Annotated in this window: 14 protein-coding genes; 10 read left to right on the forward strand and 4 right to left on the reverse strand. The window is 66.8% G+C overall.

What is annotated here, in order from left to right:
- Positions 1-109: 109 nt before the first annotated feature.
- Positions 110-2,941, reverse strand: coding sequence for an aconitate hydratase (locus AB0B25_RS06420; RefSeq protein WP_357175591.1), 2,832 nt, complete (start codon positions 2,939-2,941; stop codon positions 110-112).
- A gap of 235 nt (positions 2,942-3,176) precedes the next feature.
- Here AB0B25_RS06420 and AB0B25_RS06425 point away from each other — a divergent pair, with 235 nt between their 5' ends.
- The 10 genes from AB0B25_RS06425 to AB0B25_RS06470 all read left to right on the forward strand — a co-directional run bounded on the left by AB0B25_RS06425 (position 3,177) and on the right by AB0B25_RS06470 (position 13,987).
- On the forward strand, positions 3,177-3,797 hold the full coding sequence (locus AB0B25_RS06425) for a DUF6676 family protein (protein WP_357175594.1): 621 nt from the start codon (positions 3,177-3,179) through the stop codon (positions 3,795-3,797).
- 498 nt (positions 3,798-4,295) lie between these two features.
- A complete protein-coding gene (locus AB0B25_RS06430; protein ID WP_357175597.1) occupies positions 4,296-5,714 on the forward strand; it encodes an NlpC/P60 family protein in 1,419 nt (472 codons plus the stop codon).
- Positions 5,715-5,888: 174 nt separating this feature from the next.
- The gene (locus AB0B25_RS06435; RefSeq protein ID WP_357175772.1) at positions 5,889-7,049 is read left to right on the forward strand and encodes a MoxR family ATPase; all 1,161 of its coding nucleotides are present in this window, start codon (positions 5,889-5,891) and stop codon (positions 7,047-7,049) included.
- Positions 7,050-7,081: 32 nt separating this feature from the next.
- Positions 7,082-8,032 (forward strand): DUF58 domain-containing protein, encoded by a 951-nt coding sequence (locus AB0B25_RS06440; protein ID WP_357175775.1) that lies wholly within the window; start codon positions 7,082-7,084, stop codon positions 8,030-8,032.
- Positions 8,029-9,030, forward strand: coding sequence for a VWA domain-containing protein (locus tag AB0B25_RS06445; protein WP_357175600.1), 1,002 nt, complete (start codon positions 8,029-8,031; stop codon positions 9,028-9,030). Before AB0B25_RS06440 ends, AB0B25_RS06445 begins: the two co-directional genes overlap by 4 nt.
- 289 nt (positions 9,031-9,319) lie before the next feature.
- Positions 9,320-10,036: a 3-oxoacyl-ACP reductase FabG1 gene (fabG1, locus tag AB0B25_RS06450; protein WP_357175602.1), complete on the forward strand. Its 717-nt coding sequence runs from the start codon at positions 9,320-9,322 to the stop codon at positions 10,034-10,036.
- A gap of 83 nt (positions 10,037-10,119) precedes the next feature.
- Positions 10,120-10,956: an NADH-dependent enoyl-ACP reductase InhA gene (inhA, locus tag AB0B25_RS06455; RefSeq protein WP_357175605.1), complete on the forward strand. Its 837-nt coding sequence runs from the start codon at positions 10,120-10,122 to the stop codon at positions 10,954-10,956.
- A gap of 20 nt (positions 10,957-10,976) precedes the next feature.
- A complete protein-coding gene (locus AB0B25_RS06460; protein ID WP_357175608.1) occupies positions 10,977-12,038 on the forward strand; it encodes a ferrochelatase in 1,062 nt (353 codons plus the stop codon).
- 71 nt (positions 12,039-12,109) lie between these two features.
- Complete coding sequence (locus tag AB0B25_RS06465; protein ID WP_357175610.1) at positions 12,110-12,544, forward strand: hypothetical protein; 435 nt, start codon at positions 12,110-12,112, stop codon at positions 12,542-12,544.
- A gap of 249 nt (positions 12,545-12,793) precedes the next feature.
- On the forward strand, positions 12,794-13,987 hold the full coding sequence (locus AB0B25_RS06470; RefSeq protein ID WP_357175613.1) for an IS110 family transposase: 1,194 nt from the start codon (positions 12,794-12,796) through the stop codon (positions 13,985-13,987).
- A 30-nt stretch (positions 13,988-14,017) separates the two neighbouring features.
- On the opposite strand, the gene AB0B25_RS06475 is transcribed toward AB0B25_RS06470, so the two are convergent.
- The 3 genes from AB0B25_RS06475 to AB0B25_RS06485 form a co-directional block, all read right to left on the reverse strand.
- Entirely contained in the window at positions 14,018-14,764 is a 747-nt protein-coding gene (locus AB0B25_RS06475; protein WP_357175616.1) for a serine protease, read from the reverse strand.
- Between the two features lie 54 nt (positions 14,765-14,818).
- Positions 14,819-15,634, reverse strand: coding sequence for a hypothetical protein (locus AB0B25_RS06480; protein WP_357175619.1), 816 nt, complete (start codon positions 15,632-15,634; stop codon positions 14,819-14,821).
- 149 nt (positions 15,635-15,783) lie between these two features.
- The gene (locus tag AB0B25_RS06485) at positions 15,784-16,608 is read right to left on the reverse strand and encodes a DUF3097 domain-containing protein (RefSeq protein WP_357175622.1); all 825 of its coding nucleotides are present in this window, start codon (positions 16,606-16,608) and stop codon (positions 15,784-15,786) included.
- Between the last annotated feature and the right edge of the window lie 92 nt (positions 16,609-16,700).

Genomic DNA, 16,700 nt, shown 5'->3' on the forward strand with positions numbered 1-16,700 from the left:
GCGGAATGTGGAACGGTCCGTGCACCGCGGAATGCGGTGCACGGACCCTCGACGGCGGTTTCCGCCGTCCGCCGTCGTGAACCGACAGCGGACAGTCAGCGAAAACAACTCAACTGCGAATCATATTGCGCAGCACGTACTGCAGGATGCCGCCGTTGCGGTAGTAATCGGCCTCACCGGGGGTGTCGATCCGGACCACCGCATCGAAGGTGATCTTGTCACCGGTCTCCTTGGTGGCGGTGACCTTCAGGGTCTTCGGGGTAGCACCCTCGTTCAACTGGGTGATGCCCTCGATGTCGAAGGTCTCGGTACCGTCCAGCTTCAGTGACGCGGCCGACTCGCCTGCCGGGAACTGCAGCGGGATGACGCCCATGCCGATGAGGTTGGAGCGGTGGATGCGCTCGAACGATTCGGTGATCACGGCCTTCACACCGAGCAGGCGGGTGCCTTTGGCGGCCCAGTCCCGCGAGGAACCCGAGCCGTACTCCTTGCCGCCGAGCACCACCAGCGGGACGCCCGCGGCCTGGTAGTTCTGCGCCGCGTCGTAGATGAACGCCTGTGGGCTGCCTTCCTGGGTGAAGTCGCGGGTGTAACCGCCCGAGACGTCGTCGAGCAGCTGGTTGCGCAGCCGGATGTTGGCGAAGGTGCCGCGGATCATCACCTCGTGGTTGCCGCGCCGCGAGCCGTAGGAGTTGTAGTCCTTGCGCTCGACGCCGTGCTCCTCCAGGTACTGCGCGGCCGGGGTGCCGGGCTTGATGTTGCCTGCCGGGGAGATGTGGTCGGTGGTGACCGAATCGCCGAGCAGCGCGAGCACGCGGGCGCCCTTGATGTCGGTGACCGGCTCCGGGGTCCGCGGCATGCCGTCGAAGTACGGCGGCTTACGAACGTAGGTGGACTCCTCGGCCCACTCGAAGGTCTTGCCCTCCGGGGTGGGCAGGCTGCGCCACCGCTCGTCGCCCTTGAAGACGTCTTTGTAGTCCTCGAGGAACATGTCGCGACTGATGACCCGGTCGATAGTGTCCTGGATCTCCTGCGGCGCCGGCCAGATGTCCTTCAAGAAGACGTCCTTGCCGTCGGTGTCCTGTCCGAGCGCGTCGTGCTCGAAGTCGAAGTCCATGGTTCCCGCGAGCGCGTAGGCGATGACCAGCGGCGGGGAGGCCAGGTAGTTCATCTTCACGTCGGGGGAGATGCGACCTTCGAAGTTACGGTTCCCGGACAGCACCGCGGTGACGGTGAGGTCGTTGTCGTTGACCGCTTTGGAGATCTCCTCGGGCAGTGGGCCGGTGTTGCCGATGCAGGTGGCACAGCCGAAGGCGACCAGGTTGAAGCCCAACTTGTCGAGGTACGGCCACAGACCCGCCTTCTCGTAGTAGCCGTTGACGACCTGCGAGCCCGGCGCCATCGAGGTCTTCACCCACGGCTTGCGGGTCAGGCCCTTGTCCACCGCGTTGCGTGCCAGCAGCGCGGCGCCGATCATGACCGACGGGTTGGAGGTGTTGGTGCAGGAGGTGATCGAGGCGACCACGACCGCGCCGTGATCGAGCACGAAGTCGCCGTGCTCCTCGGTGCTGACCTTGATCGGTTTGGACGGACGGCCCTCGGCGCCGTTGGCGGCCGACATCAGTTCGGCGTCGTCGTCGGCGAAGGACAGCACGGCCGGATCGCTGGCCGGGAACGACTCCTCGAGCGCCTCGTCCAGGTGCGAATGCGGCGTGGACGCGGCCGGGCCGCTCACCTCGTCGCTGGTGTAGTTGTGGATGTCCTTGCGGAAGGCGATCTTGGACTCCGACAACAGGATTCGATCCTGCGGACGCTTCGGGCCCGCGATGGACGGCACCACCGTGCTCAGGTCCAGTTCCAGGTACTCGGAGTAGGCGGGCTCCTTGTCGGCGTCGTGCCAGAGGCCCTGCTCCTTGGCGTACGCCTCGACCAGCGCGACCTGTTCGTCGGAGCGACCGGTCAGGCGCAGGTAGTCGACCGTGACGTCGTCGATCGGGAATATCGCCGCGGTGGAACCGAATTCGGGGCTCATGTTGCCGAGGGTGGCGCGGTTGGCCAGCGGCACCTCCGCCACTCCCTTGCCGTAGAACTCGACGAACTTGCCGACCACGCCGTGCTTGCGCAGCATGTCGGTGACGGTGAGCACGACGTCGGTCGCGGTGACCCCCGGGTTGATCTCGCCGGTCAGTTTGAAACCGACCACACGCGGGATCAGCATCGAGACGGGCTGGCCGAGCATGGCCGCCTCCGCCTCGATGCCACCGACACCCCAGCCGAGGACGCCGAGGCCGTTGACCATGGTCGTGTGCGAGTCGGTGCCGACACAGGTGTCGGGGTAGGCCTGCGTTTTTCCTCCAGAGCCGTCGCGGACCATGACCACGCGCGCCAAGTGCTCGATGTTGACTTGGTGCACGATGCCAGTGCTCGGCGGAACGACCTTGAAGTCGTCGAACGCGGTCTGGCCCCAGCGCAGGAACTGGTAGCGCTCGCCGTTGCGCTGGTATTCGATGTCGACGTTGCGCTCGAAGGCGTCAGCGCGGCCGAATACGTCGATGATGACGGAATGGTCGATCACCATCTCCGCGGGCGCGAGCGGGTTCACCTTGTCCGGGTCGCCGCCGAGGGTGGCGACGGCCTCGCGCATTGTCGCAAGGTCTACGATGCAGGGCACACCCGTGAAGTCCTGCATGATGACGCGGGCGGGCGTGAACTGGATCTCGGTATTCGGTTCGGCCGAAGGATCCCACTTCGCAATGGCGCGAATATGGTCGGCGGTGATGTTGGCGCCGTCCTCGGTGCGGAGCAGGTTCTCCGCGAGGACCTTCAGTGCGTACGGGAGTTTCTCGGTGCCGGGCACGGCGGAGAGGCGGAAGATCTCGTAGGAGTTGCTTCCGACCTCGAGGGTGCCCTTGGCGCCGAAAGTATCGATACTTGTCGTCACTTCAGCTCCACTCGTCGGTGCGGGGGGCCGCCCGCAGGGCTGTGCAGGCGACCGAGTCTTCGGAGGTGCTCCGGCGCCGGAAGGCGTCGGGTCCTCGCCCTACGACCGTAACAGTACGCTTGTCCTGTGAAACACCGGGGGGTCGGTCGGTGTGCCGCAGGCGAGTGCTGCGACACTCCGTCGCGTACTGTGCTTTCGAGCTAGAAGGGGACTTCGCTCGCCCCTGCAGTGTTGGATGACCGTCGCTTCGGATACCGATGCGGCTCGACAGACCGGATGGAAGATGACCGCCCCGCACACCTCGGTTTTCACCCCCATGGCCGCCGAACTGCCGCCGAACGTCACCGCCGACACCGTGAGCTCGCTCAACGCAGATCTGGCCGATGACCACGTCGCGACTCTGACCGGCAAGGAAAAGGCGGAACTGGCGGTCATCGCGGCGGATGCGCGGTCGCAGGGGGTGCCGCTGAGCATCGTGGTCGTTCCCGGTAATCCAGGCCACGACTCGAGCCTGCGTGACCTTGCTACCGAGGTGGGCAAGACGCAACACGGCACCGTAGTCGTCCTCAGTGACGACTGGGTCGGCACCTATAGCGACTCGATCAGCCGCGTGCAGCTGGAATGGGCCGAGGACGGTGCGAAGGAGACGCACGGCAAGAGCGCGGAGGCGGCCGGCCTCTTCGTCGGCCGTCTGGAGACCCCGGAATCGGTGTCGTCGTGGACCGCCATCACCTGTGTGTTGCTGGCTGGGACGGTGGCTGTCGTCGGCGGGCTGTACTGGGTCAAGGCTCGACGAGCGCGAGACGAGGCCGCGGCGGCGCCAGAGGGCGAGTCCTCCGGAATCCGGACGCGTTAGTCAGATATCGGAAGCTCGGGTCTGATCGGACATCGGTCGGCCGAACCGAGCCGCTCGGGAAATCGACCGAGATTCGAGTCATCGCTGCTCGCCGCCGGTAGTCGGCGGCGAGTGTGCTGTGTGCGTCGACGCTAGTTGATTGCTAATTCTTCCAGCACCTTATTGCTAGAAGATTGCTGATGCCGTGCACCCCTAGAGATTGTGGCGTTGCGATCCGGCATTCATCAGAGATCCGGTCTTTCTGCGGACCTTTCTTCAATCGGTTGGTTTGCGACATTTGCCGGAATCCGCAGCGGCGTCCGGTAAATCTTGGAAAAAGTAAAAATTACGCGCTTGTAGTTCTGTTGCAGGAGTTTTCTTGGTGATGCAAGTGCCGTACGGTTCAAATGATCGCTACTGGGGAACACGTGTTGTCAGAGGTCATCTGTCGGCCACTGTGCGTCATGGTTCGGCTGATGCTCGTGAGGCATTGCCGGAAGCCACTCCTTGGGAGGTGCGATGCGCAATAACGGCGAGTTTGCCCACCGTCGCCAGCTGCAGATTGCTCTTGGATTGCTGACACTGGTGGGTGTGCTGGTTGCCGGGGGGCCCGCCGCCTCCGTGCCGCCCCCGCCGCCGAACCCCAGCGACACCCAGATCGCCGAGGCCGGGGCGCAGGTCGACGCCGGTGTCGCCGAGGTGGGGACGTTGATCAACCAGGTCGCCGTGCTCGATCAGCAGCTCCGACAGCTCGACGACGCGGTCGCGCAGAAGCGGGAAGAGGTCAACAAGGCGCTTGTCGATCTGCAGGACGCGCGCGACGCCGCCGACGCGGCCGCTGTGGCTGTCGCCGACTCGCAGCGTGAACTGGCCGCTGCCGCGGCGCGAGTCGGCCAGGCGCGGCAGAACTTCGACCAGTTCGCCACGCAGATTTACACCCGGCCGGGCTCGGAATCGATGGTCACCTACCTTGCGGCTGCCACTCCGGCGATCGCCCTCGACCAGGCCCAGTTGCTGAACCTGGTCTCGAAGAACCAGCGGCAGGTGCTCGACAGCCTGCGCCGTGCGCAGATCGCCCAGGGCAACCAGAATTCGAGTGTGCGACAGGCGAAGTCGGCCGCCGATGCCGCCACCGCCGCCGCGGAAGCGAGAAAGGCCGACGCGGAGACCGCGGTGACCGCCGCACGGGTCGAAGTCGAGCGGCAGGCCGCGCAGAAAGAGGACCTGCTCCGCAAGCGGCAGGACGCACAGGGGCGAGTGGATCTGGCCCGGCAGAACGTGGCGGGGCTGCGCGGCCAGCGTGACGCGTACCTGGTCTGGGAAACCCAACGGAAGGCGGAAGAGGCGGCAGTGCGCGCGGCCGCCGCTGCCGCAGCTGCGCGTGCGACGGACGATCTGGCCGCTCGGGATCGCGCCGCGCGGCTCGGGGAAGGCAGACGCCCACATATCCAGATCGAAAACTCGCCACCGCCGCGGCGGACCATGCCACGCCCGAGTGCGCCGTCGGTCGCCGGTTCCGGAGGCGTCGAAATCGTCGTCGACCGGGCGATGTCACAGCTGGGCGTCACCTATGCCTGGGGAGGCGGTGACGAGGACGGGCCGACGCTGGGCATCCGCGACGGCGGCGTCGCCGACAGTCATGGCGACTACAACAAGGTGGGCTTCGACTGCTCGGGCCTGATGATTTACGCGTTCGCCGGCATCGGAGTCTCGCTTCCGCACTACAGCGGCTATCAATACAACGCGGGCACGCGGGTTCCGGTGGATCAGCGCGAACGCGGCGACATGCTGTTCTGGGGGCCCAACGGCAGCCAGCATGTGGCGCTGTACCTCGGCGACGGGAAGATGGTCGAGGCGCCGGAGTCCGGCGACGTGGTGAAGGTGTCCCCGGTTCGCGAGGGTGGCATCATGCCCTACGCGGTGCGGGTCACTACCTGACATATCCGGCAATTCGGATGCCGGCCGGGTGGGCGGGACCGTCGAATTCCCTCCATATCGGGTCCGGTTGCGGCACAGGCAGCCATTACCTGGAATAGTTGTGGCAGCACGCACAGGACCAAGGCGAAAGCGGGGATGTTGGTGACTTCGACGGACGGTGTGAGCGGGGCGAAGATGGCGAAAGATGCGCCTGGCTCCGCGCCCAGCACCCTCGAGCGTGACGTCCAGACCTTGGAAAAGGCGATCTACGAGGTCAAGCGGGTAATCGTGGGCCAGGATCGCCTGGTGGAGCGGCTGCTCGTCGGTGTGCTCGCGCGCGGTCATGTCCTGCTCGAGGGTGTACCGGGTATCGCGAAGACGCTCGCGGTGGAAACCTTCGCGAAGGTTGTCGGCGGTTCGTTCTCCCGCGTGCAGTTCACGCCCGACCTGGTGCCCACCGACCTCATCGGTACCCGTATCTACCGGCAGGGCCGCGAGGAATTCGACACCGAACTCGGTCCGGTCGTCGCGAACTTCGTGCTGGCCGACGAGATCAATCGCGCACCGGCCAAGGTGCAGTCGGCGCTGCTCGAGGTGATGGCCGAGCGGCATGTCTCGATCGGCGGCAAGACCTACCCGATGCCGGATCCGTTCCTGGTCATGGCGACCCAGAACCCGATCGAGAGCGAAGGCGTGTACCCGCTGCCCGAGGCGCAGCGCGACCGCTTCCTGTTCAAGGTCGTGGTCGACTACCCCTCGGTAGAGGAGGAGCGCGAGATCATCTACCGGATGGGCGTGACCCCGCCGGAAGCAAGTCCCATCCTGCAGCCGGAGGAACTGATCCGCCTGCAGAAGGTGGCGGCCAACACCTTCGTGCATCATGCGTTGGTCGACTACGTGGTCCGGGTGATCGCGGCGACCCGCAAGCCGGCCGACTTCGGCATGCAGGATGTGGCCAGCTGGATCTCCTATGGCGCCTCGCCACGCGCCAGCCTCGGGATCATCGCCGCGGCCCGTGCTGTCGCGCTGATCCGCGGTCGCGACTATGTGGTGCCGCAGGACGTCGTCGAGGTGATCCCGGACGTGCTGCGCCATCGCCTGGTGCTTTCCTATGACGCGCTCGCCGACGAGATCAGCCCGGAGGATGTGATCAAGCGGGTGCTCCAGACCATCGGCCTGCCACAGGTCGCACCGCAGGCGGTCGCACCGGGCGTTTCGGCCGCGCCGCCCACTGTCGGCCCGCAGAACGCGCCGCCGCAACAGATCCCGCAGCCGCCCTCGCCGCAGCAACAGCCCGCGCCCCAGCCGTCGAACGGGCACCTTTCCCAGCCCGCCGGCACCATCCCGCCGAAGTGACCTCGGCATCGGATCCGGTTCCCCCAGTACCGATGCCGTCGCACGCACCGCCATCGTTCCGATCAGGAGAACTGACCGACCCACGGCTGTCGGTCGCGCTGAAAACCCTCGAGCTCACCGTGCGCCGAAAGCTCGACGGCGTGCTGCACGGAGATCACCTCGGTCTCATACCAGGGCCCGGTTCCGAGCCGGGGGAGGCGCGTACATACCAGCCTGGCGACGATGTGCGCCAGATGGATTGGTCGGTCACCGCTCGCACCACCCACCCCCACGTTCGGCAGATGATCGCGGACCGGGAGCTGGAGACCTGGATGGTGGTCGACTTGTCCGCCAGCCTCGACTTCGGCACCGCCGCGTGCGAAAAGCGTGACCTGGCCATCGCCGCTGCCGCCGCGATCACGCATCTGACCAGTGGCGGTGGCAACCGGATCGGCGCGGTGGTCGCCACCGGCGAGCGACTGGTCCGCATCCCGGCACGCAGCGGGCGCATCCACGCCCAGACCCTGCTGCGCGACATCGCGACCACACCGCACGCGCGCGACGGCGTGCGTGGCGACCTGCGCGGCGGCATCGAATCGCTGCGCCGCCCGCAACGCAAACGCGGGCTCGCCGTGATCATCAGCGACTTTCTCGGTGACATCGACTGGCAGCGCTCGTTGCGCGCCATCTCCGCACGGCACGATCTGCTCGCGGTCGAGGTGATCGACCCGCGCGACCTGTCGCTGCCCGACCTGGGCGACGTCGTGCTGCACGACCCGGAGACCGGGCGCACCCGCGAGTTCAGCATCACCCCCACGCTGCGCGCCGATTTCGCCGCTGCCGCGCAGCGCCACCGCCAGCAGGTCGAGCAGGCCCTGCGCAGCTGTGGCGCTCCGGTGCTCACCCTGCAAACCGATCGGGACTGGATCGCCGATGTGGTCCGGTTCGTGTCCACCCGGCGCCACAGCTTGGGCGCCCCGACCGGGCGGGTGCCACGCCAGTGAGTATTTCGCATTTCACCGCACAGATCTGGCTCGGATTCCTCGCGGTCATCGCGCTCATCGCGCTCGGCTACATTCTGGTGCAGCGCAGCAGACACAAGCACATGTTGAAGTTCACCAACATGGAGTTGCTGGAGAAGGTCGCGCCGTCGCGGCCGGGCCCGCTGCGACATGTGGCCGTCGCACTCATGCTGATCGGCCTGATGCTGCTCACCATCGCCGCGGCCGGGCCTACGGCGGTCAAGAAGGTGCCACGCAACCGCGCGACCGTCATGCTGGTGATGGACGTCTCGTTGTCGATGGAGGCGGACGATGTGCCGCCGACCCGTATCCAGGTCGCGAAGAAGGCGGGCAAGGAATTCGTCGACGGACTCCCGGAGGGGGTCAACATCGGGTTCGTCACCTTCGCGGGCACCGCTTCGGTGATGGTGTCCCCGACAACGAATCACGAAGCGGTCAAGGCGGCGATCGACAACGTCAAACTGGCCGAGCGCACCGCGACCGGCGAAGGCATCCTCACCGCGCTGCAGGCGATCGACACCCTGGCTACGGTCCTCGGCGGCGCCCAGGAACCACCACCGGCCCGCGTCGTCCTCATGTCGGACGGAAAACAAACTGTTCCCGCCTTCGAGGATGTCGACAATCCGCGGCACGAGTTCGTCGCGTCCCGGCTGGCGAAGAACAAGAACGTCCCGATATCGACGATCTCGTTCGGCACGAGCTGGGGTGTCGTCGAGATTCCCCGCGAGGACGGTGGTCGCGAACAGGTCAAGGTCGCGGTCGACGACGATGCGATGAAGGAGATCGCGCGGCTGTCCGGGGGCGAGTTCTATACCGCGTCGTCCCTGCAGGAACTGACGAAGGTCTATGACACGTTGGAGCAGCAGATCGGTTATGAGCTGACCAGAGGTGATGCCAGCCGTCCGTGGCTGCTGCTCGGGCTGCTGCTGGTTGCCGCCGGAGTCGTCACCGGCCTGCTGTACCGACAGCGTCTCCCGTAGCAATACGGTGTGAATTGTGCTGGCCCAGTGTGTGTTTCGGTGTGGTGCGGTGCGGTGATCGGGTGTTGTCCCGACCATGAGGGGCGGCAGGCAATGTCGCCCCCTACGAGGAAATGACGCGCGTTTCGACATTTTCTGCGGTCCCGGCTGTCCTGCCGGCCGTTGGTCATGGCTCCGCTTCCAGAGGCACCGGCAGCACGGCGCCGAACCGTGCGCACCGGCATGTCGGTGCGACAGACGCGGGCGGCCCCGTCGTGAGTGGTCGATCCGACCAGGTAGGTTGAAGCTCATGTCGAACATCACATCCCGGTCGGTCCTGGTGACCGGCGGTAATCGCGGCATCGGTCTCGCTGTCGCGCAGCGTCTGCTTGCCGACGGTCACAAGGTGGCCGTTACGCATCGTGGGTCGGGGGTGCCGGACGGGCTGTTCGGTGTGAAATGCGATGTGACCGACAGTGACTCGGTCGACCAGGCGTTCACCGAGGTGGAGGCGCATCAGGGCCCGGTCGAGGTACTGGTGGCCAACGCGGGCATCACGGACGACACCCTGCTCATGCGGATGAGCGAGGACCAATTCAATCGGGTCATCGATGCCAACCTGACGGGTGCGTTCCGGGTGGCCAAGCGGGCCAACCGCGCGATGCTGCGGGCGCGCTGGGGCAGGTTGATCTTCCTCGGCTCGGTCGTCGGCCTGGGTGGCGGACCCGGTCAGATCAACTACGCCGCGTCCAAGGCCGGCGTGATCGGTATGGCGCGCTCGATCACCCGTGAGCTCGGCTCCCGTTCGATCACCGCCAACGTCGTCGCGCCGGGGTTCATCGAGACGGACATGACCGCGGAACTCGACCAGAAGATCCACGACATGGCCAAGCAGTTCATCCCTTTGCAACGGCTGGGCCAGCCGGAAGATGTTGCGGCGGTGGTCAGCTTCCTGGCTTCCGAGGATTCCGCCTATGTCTCCGGCGCGGTCATCCCGGTCGACGGCGGCATGGGCATGGGCCACTGACCTCGCGCACCACCTCGTCGCGCGGCCACTCTCGGCCGCCGCGGACAACCCGATCTTTTCAACGTCAGGAGAACCGAGAACTCATGGGCGGACTGCTCGAAGGCAAGACCATTCTGGTCACCGGCATCATCACCGATTCGTCGATCGCGTTCCACGCGGCGGCGGTCGCGCAGGAGCAGGGCGCGAAGGTGATCATCACCGGCATTCCGGAGCGGCTGCGGTTGATCGACCGGATCGCCAAGCGGCTACCGCAGGAGGTTCCGCCCGCCATCGGGCTGGATGTCACCAACGAGGAGGATCTCACCGGACTGGCCGACAAGCTGCGCGAGCTGGCGCCGAACGGGATCGACGGACTGCTGCACTCGATCGCATTCGCGCCGCGCACCCTGATGGGGCCGGAGGCTCGTCCGTTCCTCGAAGGTCCTGGTCCGGACGCCGCCAAGGCGTTCGAGATCTCGGCGTGGAGCTACGCGTCGCTCGCGCGTGCGGTGCTTCCGGTGCTGAACGAGGGCGGCTCGATCGTCGGCATGGATTTCGATCCGCGCACCGCGATGCCGTTCTACAACTGGATGGGCGTGGCGAAGGCGGCGCTCGAGTCGGTGAACCGGTATGTCGCGCGGGAGGTGGGCGCGGCCAAGAAGGTCCGCTCGAACCTGATCGCCGCTGGTCCGATCAAGACGCTGGCCGCCAAGGCGATCGCGGGCACCGCGACCGACGACGCCGCCAAGCTGAACCAGCTCAACACCTACTGGGACGGCGCGTCGCCGATCGGTTGGGACGTCGACGACCCGACCGTGGTGGCGAAGTCGATCGTCGCGCTGCTGTCGGACTGGCTGCCCGGCACCACCGGCTCGATCATCTACGTCGACGGCGGCGCCAGCCACAACACCTGGTTCCCGGAGAGCATGTCGATCAACTGAGCGATTCGGGAGGAGGCACGGTGGTTCGGGCTGCCGACGCGCTGCTGCTGCTGTCGTTCGGCGGCCCGGAGCGCCCCGAGGACGTGATGCCGTTCCTGGAGAACGTCACCCGGAGCAGGGGCGTGCCGCGCGAACGACTCGAAGCCGTCGCCGAGCACTATCTGCATTTCGGTGGCGTCTCACCGATCAACGCGCTCAACCGCGACATAATCGCGGCCGTCGAAGCCGAATTGGTGACGGCGGGTATCGAACTGCCGGTCTACTTCGGTAACCGAAACTGGAATCCCATGGTGGAGGACACCGTCGCGCGGATGGCCGCCGACGGTGTCGGCTCCGCGTTGGTGTTCCCGACGTCGGCGTGGGGCGGGTACTCCGGTTGCCTGCAGTATCACGAGGACATCGCACGGGCACGGACGGTTTTCGGCGCGGGGGCGCCGGAACTGGTGAAGCTGCGCCAGTATTTCGACCATCCGCTGCTGATCGAAGCGTTCGCCGACACCATTCGCGTCGCGCGGGAACGGCTTCCGGTCGACCGCCGCGCGGGTGCGCGGTTGGTGTTCACCGCGCACTCCATACCGGTGTCGGCCGACGATGCCGCGGGCCCGCCCGCCGACGGTGGCCGCCTCTACAGTCGTCAGGTCGCCGACGCGGCCCGATTATGCGCTGCCGCAACCGGTTTCACCGACTACGACGTAGTGTGGCAGTCCAGGTCCGGCCCACCGCACGTACCGTGGTTGGCGCCGGACATTGTCGACCATCTCGACGTCTTGGCGACCGAGGGCGTCGCGGCCGTCATCATCTGTCCGGTAGGTTTCGTCTCCGATCACCTCGAGGTCATCTGGGATCTCGACAACGAGGCCGCGGCAAAGGCCGCCGAACTCGGCATGTCTTTCGCTCGCGCTGCCACGCCGGGCACCGATCCCCGCTTCGCGAAGCTGGTTGTCGAACTGATCTCCGAACACCTGCGCGACACACCATCCCGCAGGCTCGGCGATGTCCCAGGTTACGGCTGCACACGCAATGGCGCCGCGTGCGTCATCGGTTGTTGCGCGGCGCCGCGCCGTCCCATCGGTGGGAAGTAACTCGAATCGGGCCGGTTAGCATCTACTCCGTTCGCGACCGACGAATCCATTCTCCAGGGGGATAACGCTCAATGGCCTATGCCGACGTGCTGATCAACGCCGCACTGCTCGACCCGCATGCCTGGTCCGACCCGAGTGTGTGGACCGTCGCGCTGGACGCTACCGAGGCCAGGCGCCGCGGTGGGAGTGGCAGCGGAGGGTTCTCGATCGGGGGGCTTCTGCTGTGTATCGGGGTTGTTATCGTCGTCATCGCTCTAGTGGTCTGGCTGAGCAGAAGAGGAAACTCGAACCGGCCGCAGCAGCCGTATCCGCCGCAACCGCCACAGGTTCATCACACCTATCCGCCGCAGCAGGGTTTCGCGGCGCCGCCGCCGTATCAGGCGCCGCCGCAGTATCAGCAGCCCTATCCGGCGCAGCCGCAGTACCAACCGTATCCTCCGCAACAGCAGTATCAGCAGTACCCACCGCAACAGCAGTATCAGCAACCGCCCTTCCCGCCGCAGTAGGTAGCCGGGCTTTCCCGTTACCTTTTTTGTGGGCCCTGAACCGGGCCTACGGTCGCCAGGCCCGGTATGACTTCGTGCCCCTGTCTTTCGCATGATCCGGGGGGTGGTGTCGCCGGGTCCTGGTGGCGTCGACGGACCGCTGATGGGGACAGGGCCGCTGATAGGTCTCTTCGTAACGTGGGTGCCGGGCGTTGACGCTGGATCGGCGACCGTCCGGTGAGCGTTTCGATGCGATGAGGACCGAGCAAGGTGGCACAACCTTATGCCGTGTTCTGCGGCGTTGACGTGGGAAAAGGTGAACATCACGCGGTCGGTCTCGACCCGAGCGGCAAGCGATTGTTCGACAGGGCGCTGCCCAACGACGAATCCCGTCTGCGGGCAGTATTCGACAAGCTCGCTGCCCACGGCCGACTGTTGATCGTGGTCGACCAGCCCAACACGATCGGCGCCCTGCCGGTGACCGTCGCCCGCGCCTGCGGGCACGATGTCGCCTATCTGCCCGGGCTGGCAATGCGACGCATCGCCGACCTCTACCCAGGTCAAGCCAAGACCGATGCCCGCGACGCTCACATCATCGCCGATGCGGCCCGCACGATGCCGCACACGTTGCGCCGCGTCGATATCGGTGATGACACCCTGACCGAGCTCGGTGTTCTGGCCGGCTTCGACGACGACCTCGCCGGCGAAGCCACCCGCACCAGCAACCGCATCCGCGGCCTGCTCACCGGAATCCACCCCGCCCTCGAACGCATCCTCGGCCCGAGAATCGCTCACCCGGCGGTGCTCGAGATTCTGTCGCGCTGCGGTGGCCCAGAAGGGATCCGGGGCGCGGGGCGGCGCAAACTCACCGCGATAGCCACCAAACATGCCCCGCGCATGGGCACGCGCTTGGTTGAGGAGATACTGGCCGCGTTGCCCACGCAAACCGTCACCGTTCCCGGCACCAAAGCCGCGGAAACCGTGCTGCCGAAACTGGCGGATTCGTTGAAAGCGGTTCTGCTGCAGCGTCAGCAGATCGCCGCCGATATCGAGGAGATGTTCGCCGATCACCCTCTCGCCCAGGTCCTGACCTCGATGCCTGGCATCGGAGTCAGGACCGGCACCCGCATCCTGCTCGAAGTCGGTGACGCCACGGCGTTCGCCACAGCCGGCCACCTCGCCTCCTACGCCGGGATCGCTCCGATCACCCACCGCTCCGGCAGCTCCATCCGCGGTGAGCACCCCGCCCGGTCCGGCAACCACAAACTCAAACGGGCGCTGTTTCTGTCCGCGTTCGCGGCCCTGCACGATCCGGCCAGCCGCGCCTACTACGACAGAAAGAGAGCCGAGGGCAAGAAACACAACGCCGCCCTCATCTGTCTCGCCCGACGACGCTGCGACGTCCTCTACGCCATGCTCCACAACAAACAGCCCTACCGAACCCCAACAGCCCCAGCGGCTTGACGAACACCATAGGGACACCCCCCCGCGAGATCAGAATTTCGCGGCTGATGTGCGGGAATAGACGCTGGGTAAGCCAGGCCGGGCCGCGCCTTTGCCCCAGGAGGTGAGGCCGACGAGCCGGCCGTCGACGAGCAGCGGACCTCCACTGTCGTACGCGGCGGTGTCGGCGTCGGGAGAGCCCGCGCAGAGCATGGTCCGCGGATCGAAGGCCGAGCCGTAGACGGCGGCGCAGTCGTCGTCGGCGACCAAGGGGACGGTCGCGGCGCGGAGGCGGGTGTTGGCCTCGTCGGTTTCGGAGGTGGCGCCCCAGCCCAGGATCATGCCCGTGCTCGAGGCCGTCGCGGCAATGTCCACCGTGGGGCCGGGCTGCGGGCGATCCAGGGTCAGGATCGCGATGTCGTCGTGATAGACGGGTTCGCCGTCGAGGATCGTCGCCCGGAAATCCGGGTGGATCCGAAGCTCCTTGACGCGCACCGTGTTTCCGTCATTGTCACGCAGGTCATCGCGACCGAAGGTGACCGCGAGGGCTTGGGGTAGCAGCAGGGCAGGCGCGACGCAATGCGCCGCGGTGATCACCTGGTCCGACGCGATGAGTGCGCCACCGCAGAACTGGCCGGCGGCGCGGGTGACGAACAGCGACGTGACAATGGCGGCCAGCCACGGATAGTCGGTCGTCGTCGCCGGGGTACCGCCCACAATCGCCGAGGCAGGGGCAGGCAGCCCGAGGCCGATCAGCGCGGCAGCGAGGGCCCCGGCGACACGACGGGAAGGACGCATGTCACACTGCCTGCCGGGGGACGGCGGGTAGGCCTGTCGGGGCATGACACGGCATCAGTGGTTGCTGCGTGCCGACGCGTGCACCGCGACCAGCCGCGCCGCGCGGATCGCGTCCCAGAGCGGGCGCAGCAGCGATTCCTGCGCCCCGATGGCGCTGGCGGAGGTGGGGGAGGCGGCCGGTTCCCGCTGCGCCACCGTGAGGATAGCCGCGACATGGTCGGCGGTATCCAGAATGCGCCTGGCGCGCAACGGGATCGAGTCCGGGTAGTCGTGCCGGGCGTAGTCGGCGAGTTCGGCCTCGATGAGCTCACGTGGATCGGAGTCGGCCGCGCCGACGGAGGTCGTGTGGAGTTTCATCAACGCGTCGGCGGCATCGCGGACGGCTTCGCGCATGGCGTATTCGGCCTCGCCGAGTGACATGCCGGACCTCGGCGACGTGGGGATGGGGGTGCTGTAGATCGTCCACTGCAGGGTGTCCTCGTCGGCCCACTGCGGGATGAGGCCGGTGCCGTCGGTGCCGGGGACGCCGAGCAGGATGCCTTCTTCGGCTTCGATCGCGTCGGCGGCGAACGCGGTGCCCGACGGCAGTCCGCGCACATCGCCGGGGACCGGGAGCACCAGCCGCAGTTGAGCGCCGGCCTGTGCGGTCGTCTCGCGAATCACCTTGAGCAGCGCCATGACTCCGCTTCCCGGCAGGTTTCCGTGCGCCGACCAGGGCAGGTCGGTGCGCCCCCCGGTGACCGGGTCACCGGCCGCGATCGTGTGCCTCGGCGCCCAGGCGTGCAGGGCTGCCAAGATGTCGTCGGGCGCACTGCAGCCGGCCAGCCAGGAGCCGGCCCACACCGTGAGCGTCGCACTTGGAGAGCACATAATTATCGAGCATAAAGGGTTTGCGCTACGCACGGGCGTCGGTGCGGCAGAGCATTCGTGAGCTGTGCGGCACGACGGGTGGCAGCAGCCATTGCCTTCGTGCGGACATGGCCCGGCACGTGGCGCAGGGCTGGACCTCCCGGTTGTGGCTATTCGGGTTCGGTGACGAAGTCGATAAGGCGCTCCACCGCGCCGATGAGTGGTGGCTCCAGATCCCGAAACGAGGACACGGCGTCGTACACTCGCCGCCAGCCGTCCTGCGGCGTACCCCACCCCAGTCGGGTGCAGATACCGGTCTTCCAGTCCTCGCCGCGTGGCACCTCCGGCCACCGCGGGATCTCGACGGTGGCCGGCCGCACCGCCTGCCACACATCGATGAACGGGTGGCCGGTCACCAGCACATGGGGCCCGAGGCCGGTGGTCAGCTGTGTCTCCTTCGACCCGGTGACCAGATGGTCGACCAGCACCCCGACCCGCCGGCCCGGCCCGGGTTCGAACTCCACAAGCCGCTCGGCCAGATTGTCCAGGCCCGCCAGATGTTCGACCACCACGCCCTCGACCCGCAGGTCATGGCCCCAGACCCGCTCGACCAGCGCGGCGTCGTGCACGCCTTCCACCCAGATCCGGCTGCCGCTCGCCACTCGGGCACGCAGTCCCTCGACCCTGGTCGAACCGGACGCGGAGCGGGTCGGCTTGCGTGGAAGGACCGCAGCGGGCCGGACCAGTGTGACCGGCGCACCATCGATGAGGAACGCCGCCGCCCGCAACGCGAACAGGCGCACCACGCCGCGGGCGTCCTCCAGTTTCACGAACTCGCCGTCGTAGCTGCGATCGAAACCGACCACGGCGCCACAGAATCCGGTGGCGGCGTCCTCGACGACCAGGTCACGCTCCGCGGTCACGGTCGGTACCGCCCGCTTCTTCGACCGGGAATGTCCGGAGAAGATATCGTCATACCTGTCACGCGCGTTCATCCGCTCGAAGCTAGCACCACCGCTGCGGGTTTCGGCATCACAACCGTCGACCGCGCGTCCGTGGGGTAATCGGCGGCGCCGGGGCGCGTTGG

It is taken from the genome of Nocardia sp. NPDC049190, assembly GCF_040648115.1.
In the GTDB taxonomy this organism is placed as follows: domain Bacteria; phylum Actinomycetota; class Actinomycetes; order Mycobacteriales; family Mycobacteriaceae; genus Nocardia.